Source organism: Sphingomonas sp. TDK1 (assembly GCF_001650735.1).
Lineage (GTDB): Bacteria > Pseudomonadota > Alphaproteobacteria > Sphingomonadales > Sphingomonadaceae > Sphingomonas.
This window is the reverse complement of the sequence record NZ_LXVY01000005.1, coordinates 233,652-245,827: the sequence shown is the minus strand read 5'-3', so window position 1 is coordinate 245,827 and position 12,176 is coordinate 233,652. Positions and strand designations below refer to the sequence as shown.

Below are 12,176 nucleotides of genomic sequence, written 5' to 3'. Positions count from 1 at the left end.
TGTCGGAGCCTACGCGCTCCAGCAGGCTGGGACGGACCGGGCTTTCGGCAACAGCATCTTCTGCGGCCTCTACCTTTTCGGCTTCGCTTGCGGTCTCGTCAGCACGCGATCGCGCAAATCCTGCGAGTAACTCTGCCCAGATCGCCAACCCATCGCCGCCTCCGTCGTGACGGACGCCTATGAATCACACGACAACCGAAAAGGGAATCCCTCGCGATTCCGCCCATCGTGAAGATGCTCTAGATCCCCCTCCCGCGACCAGGAGGGGGCGCAGGCGCCGCGAGGTTCCGGCTACCGCGCTTGCCGCCGGGTATAGAGATACAGCCCCGCGGTAATCGCCAGGAACAGCAGCGTGCCCCCGGCCAAGGCGATGGGCGCGAAGCCCGGCCCCACCAGCGCGAGCGGAGTCTCGCTTCCCGTCTCGTACACGATGCCTGCGTAGAGCACGCCGAACAGGCTGTCGCCGACGATCATGCCCGTGGCCATCAGCACGCCCATGCGCTTGACGAACTCGGGATCGCGCGCGCGCTCGGCGGCGCGGTCGTAGAACCAGCCGATCACCGCGCCCACCACCACGGTCAGCGTCACGCCCATCGGCAGATAGATGCCGAGGCCCACCGCGAGCGGCGGCAGGCGCAGCTTGGTCGTGCGGGCGAGCAGCTCGTCGACGAGGATCACGCCCGCGCCTACAGCCGCGCCGATCCCGATCAGGTCCCAGCGCAGGTCACCGCCCAGCACGCCCTTCGCCAAGGACGAGATCAGTGCGGCCTGCGGGGCGGGGAGCGCGTCCGCGCTGGCCCCCGCCACGCCGGCGAACCCGAACGAGGCGTTGAGCACGCTCAACACCGGCGGGATGACGAGGCTGCCGAAGATCACGCCGAAGATCAGCGCCACCTGCTGCTTCCACGGCGTCGCGCCGACCAGCTGGCCGGTCTTGAGGTCCTGGAGATTGTCGTTGGAGATGGTCGCCACGCCGAACACGATGCCGGTGACGATCAGCGCATAGGCAATGAGGGCCTGCGTGGTGCCGGGATCGAGGTTGCGGCCATACAGCCCCACCAGCATCAGCGAAGCGGCGACGACCGAAAGGATGCCGATGCCCGAGACCGGGCTGTTCGATGCACCGATCAGGCCCGCCATATAGCCGCACACCGAGGCGATCACGAGGCCGACGACCAGCACGAACACCAAAGATCCCGCGACCAGCAGCCCCGCCGAGGCGGAAAGCGGTCCGCTTGCCAGCACGCTCCACAGCAGCCAGCCGATCGGCAGCAGCATGCCGAGCGTGACGACGGCGACGATAGTGATCGGCAGGTCGCGCTCGCCCAGCGGCACTTCCGCACCGCCGCGGGCTGCCGCCGATGCGGCGAACGAGGAGCGGATGCCGCCGATCACCGGGCCGATGATCTTGAGCAATGTCCAGATCGCCGCCATGCCGATCGTACCGGCACCGAGGAAGCGCACGTCGCTGCGGAACACCGTATTTGCTACCGCTTCGGCAGCGCCGGGCATGCCGGCGCTCAGGATCGGCAGCGCAATCCACCAGCCGATCGCGATGCCGACGAGGATGGCGATGCCGACGGTGAGGCCGATCAGGTGGCCCGCACCGATCAGCGCGAATTGCAGTCCGCCGATGAGCCCGGTCGAGCCTGCGCCCGCCTTGAAGAACACCGCGCCTTCCTCGGCCGCCAGCTTCATCCGGGTGACCAGTGCGAAGCCTGCCGAGGCAAGCGCGTTGACGACGATCACCGCCAGCCCGCGCGCGCTCTCCTCCGCACCCTCGCGGCTGCCGGCGCCGACCTGCAGCACTTCGGCGGCGGCGCGGCCCTCGGGATAGGGCAGGTCGGGCGAATCGACGACCAATGCACGTCGCAGGGGCACTGAAAACATCACGCCGAGGATGCCCCCGAACATCGTGATCGCGGCGGTTTCCAGATAGGGGAAGCCGTTCCACCAGCCGATCATCACCAGACCGGGGAGCACGAAGATGATCGCGGCCAGCGTTCCCGCCGCGCTGGCGACGGTCTGGACGATGTTGTTCTCGAGGATCGTGGAATTGGGGAAGAAGCGCAGGATCGCCATCGAGATCACCGCGGCGGGGATCGAGGTGGCGAAGGTGAGTCCGATCTTCAGGCCGAGATAGACATTCGCGGCGGTGAACAACAACGTGATTGCGCCGCCGAGCAGCACGCCGCGCAGCGTGAGTTCAAGCGGCGCGCGGGCAGGGGCTATGGCCATGCGCTAAAGGCTCCGAATTCGAAAGGGGGAAGGGGCGGGGCGTGCGAAACCGCGCCACCGCTGCACGCGGTGGTCCATCCGGATCAGCATGGGCACCCTCGCCGTCGCATTGTCGTCATGGTGGCACCGGTGGGCGCGAAAGGACAGGCTTTTCCGGCCGATCAGCCCCGGAACAGCCCGCCCAGCACCCCGCGGACGACCTGGCCCAGCACGCCGCCGCCGCCCTTGCTGCCGAACACCGCCTTGCTGACTTCGTTCGCCACCGCGCGCCCCGCCGCCGACGAGGCCGAACGGGTGGCGGAGCGGATTGCGCGGTTGAGCGGGTTGTTCGCTGCCTCGCGCTCGGCGGCGATGCGCGCGCGCTCCTCCTCCTTGGCGCGGCGGGCGTCTTCCTTGGCCTGGGCGGCCGCGGCCTTCTCGGCGGCATCGCGGGCCTGGGCTTCGGCGGCGGCGGCGCTCGCCTCGGCGCGCTTGGCGGCGATCAGTTCCTCGGCGGACTCGCGGTCGATCGCGGTGTCGTATTTGGTCCCGATCGCGTCGGTCTCGATCAGGATCTTGCGCTCGTCCGCCGCGAGCGGGCCGACGCGCGAGGCCGGCGGGCGGGTCAGCGTGCGCGATACCGGCGCGGGCGAGCCATCGGCCTGCAGCAGCGACACCAGCGCCTCGCCCACCGCAAGCTCGGTGATTGCGGTCGCCACGTCGAGCCCCGGGCTTGTCCGGAAGGTCTCGGCGGCGGCGCGGATCGCCTTCTGGTCGCGCGGGGTGAAGGCCCGCAATGCATGCTGGATGCGGTTGCCGAGCTGCGCCGCCACGTCCTCGGGAATGTCGATCGGGTTCTGCGTGACGAAATAGACGCCGACGCCCTTCGACCGGATCAGCCGAACCACCTGCTCGATCTTCTCGAGCAGGGCCTTGGGGGCATCGTCGAACAGCAGATGCGCCTCGTCGAAGAAGAAGACGAGCACCGGCTTGTCAGGATCGCCGATCTCGGGGAGCGTCTCGAACAGTTCGGAGAGCAGCCAGAGCAGGAAGCTGGCATAGAGGCGCGGGCTCGCCATCAGCTTGTCGGCGGCGAGGATGTTGACCACCCCGCGACCGGTGTCGTCGTGCGCCAGGAAGTCCTGCATATTGAGCGCCGGCTCGCCGAAGAAATGGCTGCCGCCCTGGGAGCGCAGCTGGAGCAGCTGGCGCTGGATCGCACCGACGCTCTGCTTCGAGACATTGCCATAGGTGGTGCTGATGGCGTCGGCACGTTCGGCAATGTGCGCCAGCATCGCCTGCAGATCGTCGAGGTCGAGCAGCAGAAGGCCCTCGGCATCGGCGACATGGAAGGCGATGGTCAGCACGCCTTCCTGCACTTCGTTGAGGTCCATCAGCCGCGCGAGCAGCAGGGGCCCCATTTCAGACACGGTGGCGCGAATCGGGTGGCCCTGCGCGCCGAACAGGTCCCACAGCTGCACCGGCATCGCCTGATATTTCCAGTCGCTGTCGCCGATCTGCTGCGCGCGCGCGGTGAAGGCGGCGTGTGCCTTGGCGAGCGGCGATCCGGCCATGCCGAGCCCGCCCAGATCGCCCTTCACGTCCGCCACGAACACCGGGACACCCGCGGCGGAAAAACCTTCGGCCAGTCCCTGCAGCGTCACCGTCTTGCCGGTGCCGGTCGCCCCCGCGATCAGGCCGTGGCGATTGGCCCGGCGCAGGTTCAGTTCGATTCGCGTGGCCCCGGCTGCTCCAACGAAAAGGCCCGTCTCTTCCGCCATTTCCTGCTCCTCTGTGGGGGAGCAGGCATAGGGAAGAAACGGGCCTCGGTCAGCCGCTTTTGCGGCGGATCAGTTCCCGGCGAGACCGATCGGGATATAGTTGCCGATATTCTTGCGCTGGACGTAGAGGACGACCTGCTTGCGGCCCGCAGCCTTGGCGGCGGCGGCGGCCTTGCTCAGATCGGCAGGCGTACGCACCGGCTGCTGGTTGATCGAGACGATCACGTCGCCGCGCTGCAGGCCCTTGCCGGCCGCATCGCTGCTCGGGTTCACGCCCAGGATCACCACGCCGCCGATCGAAGGATCGACACCGATCGAACGCGCGATCTGCGGCGTCAGCGGCGTGACGCCGATGCCGAGCAGGGCGGTGGGGGCGGTGGCGGCGCTGCTGCCGTCGTCGCCGTCATCACCCTGTGCGCCGTCCTGATCGTTCGGATCGAACTGGGCGAGCTGCTCTTCCGGCGGGCGGGCCGCGACGGTGACGTTCACCGTCTGGCGCTTGCCGTCGCGGATCAGCTCGACCGGAATGCGGGTGCCGGGGCTGACATTGGCGACGATGTAGGACAGGGTCTGCTCGGGCGTGACGTCCTTGCCGTTGACCTTGACGATGACGTCGCCCTGCTTGATGCCCGCCTTCTCGGCAGGCTGGTTCGGCTCGACGCGCGCTACCAGCGTGCCGCGGTCCGACGGGAGACCGAAGCCGGCGGCCAGATCCTTGGTCAGATCCTGCATCGCGATGCCGAGATAGCCGCGGGTGATCGACTTGCCCTGCATCAGCTTGTCGATGATCGGCTTGGCTTCCTCGGCCGGGATCGCGAAGCCGATGCCGACATTGCCGCCGGTGGGCGACAGGATCTGCGAATTGATGCCGATCACGTTGCCGTTGAGGTCGAACATCGGGCCGCCCGAATTGCCGCGATTGATCGACGCGTCGGTCTGGATGAAGCGATCATAGGCACCGGCGCCGGTAACGCGGTGGGTCGCCGAGATGATGCCGGCGGTGACGGTGCCGCCCAGGCCGAACGGGTTGCCGATCGCCAGGATCCAGTCGCCGACGCGGGCGCGGCCCGAATCGCCGAACTTCACAAAGGGCAGGGCGCTGCCGTCGATCTTCAGCACCGCCAGGTCCGACTGCGCGTCATGGCCGATCAGCTTGGCCTTGAAGTCGCGGCCGTCGGCGAGGGTGACGGTGATCGATTCGACCACCGCGCCCTGGGCGCCGGCGGAAATGACGTGGTTGTTGGTGACGACATAGCCGTCGGCCGAGATGATGAAGCCCGAGCCCAGCGACTGGGCCTCGCGCGTCACCGACTGGCCCTGGCCGCCGCCGAACATCTCGAACGGCGTGCCGGCGAACGGATTGGCGTTCACCTTCACCCGCTGCGTGGTGGAGATGTTGACCACGGCCGGCTGGAGGCGGGCGACGAGGTCGGCGAAGCTCATCGGCGCGCCGGCCTTGGGCGCCATCGCCTGGATGGTGCCCGGCTCGTTCTGCGCGGTCTGCGCACCGGCGGGCTGGTTGAGCGAGAGCGCGGTGGCGGCACCGCCCAGAAGGATCGCGGTAGTCAAGGCGTAGGCGTAACGCACGGGATCATTTCCTCTCGAAAGGAATGGTATTCGTCTCAAACCGCGCTTCTACCCAGCGCGGCTGAACCGGATTTGAATATGAACGGACGGACAGGCTCATCGTTGCCCGGTGAACTCCCGTAGATATTCGTTGCTCGGGGACAGGATGATCTGGCTCTCGCCCTTGGCGTCCGGACTCAGGAAGGTGGTGCGGTAGGACTGCATCGCCCGGTAGAAGGCGTAGAACTTCGGATCCTGGTTGAACGCCGCGGCATAGATCTGGGCGGCCTGGGCCTGAGCATTGGCGCGAATGATCTGCGCGTCCTTCAGCCCCTGCGCCTTGATCGTCTCCGCCTCCTGGCGACGCGCGGTCGCCATGCGGTTGAGCGCGCTGTTGAGCGGCGAGCCCGAGGGCAGCTCGGTCTGCTTGATCCGCACGTCGACGATCTGCACGCCATATTGGCTGGCAAGCCGCTGCAACGAGGTCTGCACATTGTCCATCACCTGGCCGCGCTCGGGGCTGAGCAAGGTGGCGGAGCGGCGCTTGCCCAGTTCGTTGCGCAGCGAAGAGCGGAGCAGCGGCTGGAGCTGCTCGCGCAGACGGTCCTCGGTGCCGACCGTCACCACCATGCGCAACGGATCCGTGATCCGGTAGCGGGCGTAGGCGTCAATCTCGAGCCGCAGCTGGTCGGTCGAGAGCACGGGCTCGTCGGGAAGATCGACGTCGAGCACGCGCTTGTCGACCCAGACCAGCCTGTCGACGAACGGGATGCGGAACACCGGCCCGGCATTGGTGCGGCCGAAGTTCTGGCCGGACTGATAAGCGTTGACGGTACGGTACGGCTTTTCCAGCCGCAGCACGACGACCTGCTTGGTCTCCGGCACGATCGCCACAGTGCTCATCAGCACGATCAGCACCAGGATCACCGCGACGACAAGCGCGATCGGGTTACGCAGCCAGGCGGTCACTTGGCGCCTCCCTTGTCCTGCGCATCGGCGGGGGCATTGCCCCGGCGCAGCGCCGGCAGCGGCAGATAGCTGTTCACGCCCGGTGCCTCGACGATCGTCTTGTTGGTGTTGGCCAGCACGGCCTCCATGGTTTCGTAATAGAGCCGGCGCTTGGTGACTTCGGGCGCGAGCTTGTACTGTTCGTAGATCTTGTTGAACTCGGCGGCCTCGCCCTGCGAGGCGGCGATCACGCGCTGCGCATAGGCATTGGCGTTGTTGCGGTTCGATTCGGCTTCCTGTTGCGCGGCGGTGACGGCCTTGAAGTCGTCGTCCACCTGCGCGGGCGCTGCGGCCTTCTGGATCGCGACGCCCTGGATGCGGATGCCCGCGCCATATTCGTCGAGGATCTTCTGCATCGCAGCCTGCGCCTCGGCCTCGATCTTGGACCGGCCCTCGCCGATCGCTTCGTTGAGCGTGGTGTTGGAGATCACCGCGCGCATCGCACTTTCGGCGGTGGCGCGCACCGTGTCGCGCGGGTCGGCGATCTGGAACACGTAATCGGAGGCGCTGCGAATGTCCCAGCGGACGGAATAGGCGAGGTCGACGATGTTCTGATCACCGGTCAGCATCAGATTCTCGCCGCTGTTGGGGAAGTTTTCGGTGCGGATATTGCCGACATCGACAACGTCGACCAGCTGGAAGGGGGCGGGCAGGGTAAACTGGATGCCCGGATCGAGCGTGCCCGAATAGCGGCCCAGGAAGGTGACGACGCCCTTCTCGCGCGGACCGATCGGGTGGATCGAGGTGTAGAGGACCCACACCGCGAGCAGTCCGGCAAGGATCAGCAGCCAGAGCCGCGCGCCGGTGGGCACGCCGGGCAGTCCGCCGCCGCCGCCGCTGCGGGCGCGGCGCCACAGCTCGTCCAGCGCGCTCGGCGAACCGGCCGGCCGGCTGCGCCGCCCCTCGGGCGGCACGGACCACGGGTTGCGCGGGCCGCTGCCATTGCCGTCGCCCTTATCCGAGCCGCCGCCCCAGGGGCTTTTCGGCGCCTCGTTGTGGAAGGTGCCGGACAGCGCGTCACGGCCAGAACTATTCACCATGCCGACCTTTATAAGCAGGGCGACGCGGATTTACAGTGGCGTCGCACGATTGTGTACCTATGTGCCGCGGGATGACTGAACCGCAGGACCTTTCCGCAGCCCTCGCGCCCGTTTCGGCGGGCCGTGCCACCGTTCGCCTGGAAGGCGGCCGCGCCAATGTGGTGCTCGACGTGACCGGCCTCGCGCCCGAGACGCGCGATGCGCTCGAAGCCGAGGTACGCAGCGCCGCCGCCGCGCTGCCGGGCGTCGCCGAAGTGCGCGTCCTCCTCACCAGCGAGCGCCGCACGCGCCGCATCCTTGCCGTCGCCAGCGGCAAGGGCGGGGTGGGCAAATCGACCGTCGCCGCGAATCTCGCCATCGCGCTGGCGCGCCGCGGACTGAAGGTCGGGCTGGTCGACGCCGACATCTACGGACCCTCGCAGCCAAAGTTGCTGGGAGTCGAGGGCGTGAAGCCGCAGGCGCGTGACAAAGTATTGCTGCCGATCCAGACTCCGTTCGGCATCAAGATGCTGTCGATGGGCGGGCTCGTCGCCGAGGGACAGGCGATCGCCTGGCGCGGCCCGATGGCGGGCGGCGCGCTCGGCCAGATGGTCGATGCCGATTGGGGCGATACCGAGCTGCTCGTGCTCGATCTGCCGCCCGGTACCGGCGACGTGCAGCTGACGATGATCCAGAAGCACAAGCCGGTGGGCGCGGTGATCGTCTCAACCCCGCAGGACCTCGCGCTGATCGACGCCACGCGCGCCATCGACCTATTCAACAAGGCCGGCGTGCCGATCGTCGGGTTGGTTGAGAACATGGCGGGCTATCGCTGCCCGCACTGCGGCGAAGTCTCGGATCCGTTCGGCTGCGGCGGTGCCGAGCAAGCCGCGGCGACGCTCGGCATCGCGTTCCTGGCGCGCATTCCGCTCGCTATGGCGATCCGCGCCGCCTCGGATGCGGGCACACCCCCCGCGGCGGGGGATACGGACTCTACCGGATCCTTTGTGGCGCTGGCCGATTCGGTCTATACTTGGCTAAAGAGGTGATGCATGCCGCTGACGCGTGACGAAGACATCCGTGCTCTCCTGGAGGAAACGCGCACCATTGCGATGGTCGGCGCGTCGGATCGCCCCAATCGACCCAGCAACGGCGTCATGGTGTTGTTACAGCGGCATGGCTATCGCGTGATCCCGGTCAATCCGCAGATCACCGGCGAACATATCCTTGGCGAGTTTGTCTTTCGCGAACTGGCCCAGATCGGCGTGCCGATCGACATGGTCGACATCTTCCGTCGTTCGGAACATGCCGGCGAGGTGGTGGATGCGGCGATCGCCGCGGGCGCCAAGTCGGTGTGGATGCAGCTCGATGTCGTCGACGAGGCCGCCGCGGTGCGCGCCGAGGCGGCAGGGCTGAAGGTGGTGATGAACCGCTGCCCGGCGATCGAGATTCGTCGCCTGGGCCTCGCCCCGCTCGCCGCCGCCTGATCAGAGCGCGGCGAGCGCCTCGCGCAGCCGCGCCACGTCGCGGGCGTCCTGGTAGAGGCCGAGCCCGATCCGCAGCACGTCGCCGCGCACATCGGTTACGATCTCGTCCTCCAGCAGCGCCTTCTGCCAGTCCGCCGCATGGCGACTGCGCAGCGCGACGAAGCGGGCCTGCGGCGCCTCTGGCGCGGCGGGGTTGATCCGCTCTGCGTCGAGGGGGAAGTCCGCCAGCAACTGCGCGCGTAGCGGCGTGACATGGGCGTTGATCGCGGCGGTGGTCAGCCCCTCGCGCGCCAGCATCTCGCGCACCGCGACGAAACGGTAGAGACCGGAGGGATCGAAGGTCGCGCCGAGGAAGCGGCGCGCGTCGGGCGCATAGCCGATCTGCCCCGGCGGCAGCGCGAGGTCCTCGAACTCGGCATACCAGCCGGTGATCTCCGGTCGCGGCCCGAAGCCGGGCGGCGCGTGGAGGAAGCCGACGCCTTCGCCCGCCATCGCATATTTGTACCCGCCCGCGACGTAGAACACCCGGTCGGCCACCGCCGACAGGTCGGTCTCCATCGCCATGAAACCGTGATAGCCGTCGATCAGCACCCACGGCCCCTCGGGCCGCGCCAGCGCCGCAAGCTCGGCGACGCCGTCGAAGATATGGCCGGTGCCGAACTGGACATGGCTCGCCACGATCAGGTCGAAGCCACCCGCCTGCGCCGTCGCGACGATGTTGCCCATCGGCACGCGGGTGACCACCGCCGTGCCGGCCTCCTCCCAGCGCAGCGACTGGCGGCGGAAGCTGTGGAACTCGCCGTCGGTGGCGAGGATGCGCAGCGGCCGGCGCGGCGCCATCGCGGAGACGATCCGCAGCAGCAGCTCGTGCGTGTTCGACGCGAACACCACCGTCGACGGATCGGGCAGGTGGAGCTCGGCAGCGACATGGGCCTGCGCGGCGGGCCAGATTGCGTCCATCACCCGGCCCCATTTGCGGTCGGCGAGCCGGGCGGCATCATCCCATGCCGCCTGCTGGCCGAGCCACGAGGCGTCGGGCCAGAGGTGATGGCTATGTGCGGCGAAGTGCAGTCGGTCGGGGGCGGCGGCCAGCGACCGCTGGAACAGGTGCTTGAAGCTGCTCACAGATCGGTCCTCAATGACCAGAGTTCGGGAAAGGCGCGCTTGGCGAGGGTCGATTCGAGATAGGACACCCCCGGCGTGCCCCCGGTCCCCGGCTTGCCGCCGATCACCCGGCTGACGGTGAGCACATGCTTGTGCCGCCACGTCGCCATCGCATCGTCGATGTCGACCAGCTTTTCGGCCAGCTGGTACAGGTCCCAGTAGCGATTGGTGTCGCGGTACACCTGGCCCCAGGCGGCGCGGACCGCGTCGTTCGGCTGATAGGGCGTCGGCCAGTCGCGGTGCAGCACGGCATCGGGCAGGGCGAACCCCGCGGCGGCGAGAGCGGCATTGGCATCGTCCCACAGGCTCGGCAGCGCGGCGGCCTTGTCGGTCAGCGGCCCCGGCACCCCGCCGCCGCGCAGGCCCAGCATCGTCTCGACCGCGCGGAACTGGTCCGACTGGAAGCCCGAGCTGCCGCCGAGCACCGAGCGGAAGCGGGTATAGTCGCTGGGCGTCATCGTCGCGAGCACGTCCCAGCTCAGCGTCATCACCGCCTGGATCCGGCTCACCCGCGCCAGGCCCTTATACGCCTCGATCAGCTTGCCGTCGCGCACCAGCCCCTTGGCGAGGTGCAGCTCGGCGAGGATCTGCTTGAGCCACAGCTCCTTGGTCTGGTGGATGATGATGAACAGCAGCTCGTCATGCCGGTCCGACAGCGGATGCTGGGCGGCGAGCAACTGGTCGAGGGCGAGATAGCGCCCATAGGTCATGCCTTCGGTCATGGGCGCGACGCTAGCAGCGGGGCGGGAAACGGCAATGGGGTGGGGCGTAACTAACTTGCTGACAGCTCTAGAGCTCCGTGACTAGGCCCTTAATTTGGAACTCGTCTCCAGTGCGGAGGTTCGTCGCACTGACATATGGCTCTTCCACGATCCCGTTGAAGTGGGGGATGAGTGGCTGAAAATGCAACCCGATCATGTCTGGAAAATAGGTGAGTCGGCCCTTTGATTTATACCATTTATTAGCGCTTCTACGTGAGTAAAATGCATATAGGTCGGATATTTGTATCGCGCGGCAGCTGGTCTTTTCCACAAACTCTATCGTTGTAGATTCATGTATGTTGCCGCATTCTATTTCTCCCTGGATATAGGATGCGAGTTCGGGGTTGTTCTTGTGACCTGTCTCGACCTTGTAGGCTACGCCTTCCGCTGCAACACGCTCCATCAGTCCAACCTCATTGCCGTGGCATAGTGTGTGAACAATGGTGCCAAAGCTGAAGCCATATGCACCAATCTGAGGATTGAGTCTCAGTTGGGCTTTGCGAGCTTTGTAGTAATCTTTAGGCATCGAGCGGCTGATCCCGCAGATCACGTTTCCTAACATCGCGTCGCGGATTGCAAGCAAAAAACCAGTCCGTTTAGGAACTGACCATCCCGCAAAGCACCCCTTGTTCTTTTCAAATTCCGTGCAGTGGATCACATTGACGCCAAACTGCTGGCATATTGCCTCAGCTTCTGATTCGAAGCGTTTCCAAGCTTCTTGCTCGGCCAGATAGCCGGCGATAGTTAGGACGGCGCCTGTGTCGGCGTCGCTGTCGTCTAGGTAAATGGTCAGCATGCTTGAACCTTTATGCCGAGTTCCGATTTAGAGATCGGGCCGGTTTCCTAAAATCACAAGTCGATTCATGGCTGTCGATCAGCGTTGGGGCATAAGGCCGAATTCTGCTGTCGCAATGTCGGGTTGCCCGGTGAAGTAATCCAGCTGGCGGACCATTCTCAGTTGCTGTCGATGGCAATCCTATGGTGAGACGACGGCTTTAAGTTCGAGGTGAAAGGAGCCTAATCGGTGACGATTGGGCATTAGCGAGCGAGCTCCCTGTGCCTCGACTGCGAAAAGGGTTACCGCTACCACCACCCGCTCCCCTACCAACGTCCCCTTTCCCTCCCCGCCGCACCGCGCTAAGGCCCCTCGCGAATCTTCGCATTCGCAGCACC

Annotated in this window: 10 protein-coding genes; 2 read left to right on the top strand and 8 right to left on the bottom strand. The window is 66.6% G+C overall.

From position 1 onward, the window contains the following. Nucleotides 1-291 precede the first annotated feature (291 nt). The 5 genes from A7X12_RS06785 to hflK form a co-directional block, all read right to left on the bottom strand. A complete protein-coding gene (locus A7X12_RS06785; RefSeq protein ID WP_064310883.1) occupies nucleotides 292-2,238 on the bottom strand; it encodes an OPT family oligopeptide transporter in 1,947 nt (648 codons plus the stop codon). A 161-nt stretch (nucleotides 2,239-2,399) separates the two neighbouring features. After that, a complete protein-coding gene (locus A7X12_RS06780; protein WP_064310882.1) occupies nucleotides 2,400-3,998 on the bottom strand; it encodes a helicase HerA-like domain-containing protein in 1,599 nt (532 codons plus the stop codon). A gap of 69 nt (nucleotides 3,999-4,067) precedes the next feature. Further along, on the bottom strand, nucleotides 4,068-5,585 hold the full coding sequence (locus tag A7X12_RS06775; protein ID WP_064310881.1) for a Do family serine endopeptidase: 1,518 nt from the start codon (nucleotides 5,583-5,585) through the stop codon (nucleotides 4,068-4,070). 96 nt (nucleotides 5,586-5,681) lie between these two features. Further along, nucleotides 5,682-6,533, bottom strand: a complete 852-nt coding sequence (hflC, locus tag A7X12_RS06770; RefSeq protein ID WP_198161931.1) for a protease modulator HflC — start codon at nucleotides 6,531-6,533, stop codon at nucleotides 5,682-5,684. Next, nucleotides 6,530-7,612 carry a protease modulator HflK gene (hflK, locus tag A7X12_RS06765; RefSeq protein ID WP_064310880.1) on the bottom strand — a complete coding sequence of 361 codons (1,083 nt, stop codon included), beginning with the start codon at nucleotides 7,610-7,612 and terminating at the stop codon, nucleotides 6,530-6,532. Before hflK ends, hflC begins: the two co-directional genes overlap by 4 nt. A gap of 71 nt (nucleotides 7,613-7,683) precedes the next feature. On the opposite strand from hflK, the gene A7X12_RS06760 reads away from it, so the two are divergent. Both A7X12_RS06760 and A7X12_RS06755 read left to right on the top strand, forming a co-directional pair. After that, the gene (locus A7X12_RS06760) at nucleotides 7,684-8,640 is read left to right on the top strand and encodes a P-loop NTPase (protein ID WP_064310879.1); all 957 of its coding nucleotides are present in this window, start codon (nucleotides 7,684-7,686) and stop codon (nucleotides 8,638-8,640) included. A 3-nt stretch (nucleotides 8,641-8,643) separates the two neighbouring features. Continuing rightward, nucleotides 8,644-9,078, top strand: a complete 435-nt coding sequence (locus A7X12_RS06755) for a CoA-binding protein (RefSeq protein WP_064310878.1) — start codon at nucleotides 8,644-8,646, stop codon at nucleotides 9,076-9,078. Here the strand turns inward: A7X12_RS06755 and A7X12_RS06750 are convergent, their stop codons facing one another. The 3 genes from A7X12_RS06750 to A7X12_RS06740 all read right to left on the bottom strand — a co-directional run bounded on the left by A7X12_RS06750 (nucleotide 9,079) and on the right by A7X12_RS06740 (nucleotide 11,799). Beyond that, the gene (locus tag A7X12_RS06750) at nucleotides 9,079-10,203 is read right to left on the bottom strand and encodes an aminotransferase class V-fold PLP-dependent enzyme (protein WP_064310877.1); all 1,125 of its coding nucleotides are present in this window, start codon (nucleotides 10,201-10,203) and stop codon (nucleotides 9,079-9,081) included. Beyond that, nucleotides 10,200-10,964, bottom strand: coding sequence for a tryptophan 2,3-dioxygenase (locus A7X12_RS06745; RefSeq protein WP_064310876.1), 765 nt, complete (start codon nucleotides 10,962-10,964; stop codon nucleotides 10,200-10,202). The genes A7X12_RS06750 and A7X12_RS06745 overlap by 4 nt, the downstream gene beginning before the upstream one ends. Before the next feature lie 67 nt (nucleotides 10,965-11,031). Next, entirely contained in the window at nucleotides 11,032-11,799 is a 768-nt protein-coding gene (locus tag A7X12_RS06740) for a DUF3800 domain-containing protein (protein WP_064310875.1), read from the bottom strand. Nucleotides 11,800-12,176: the final 377 nt, after the last annotated feature.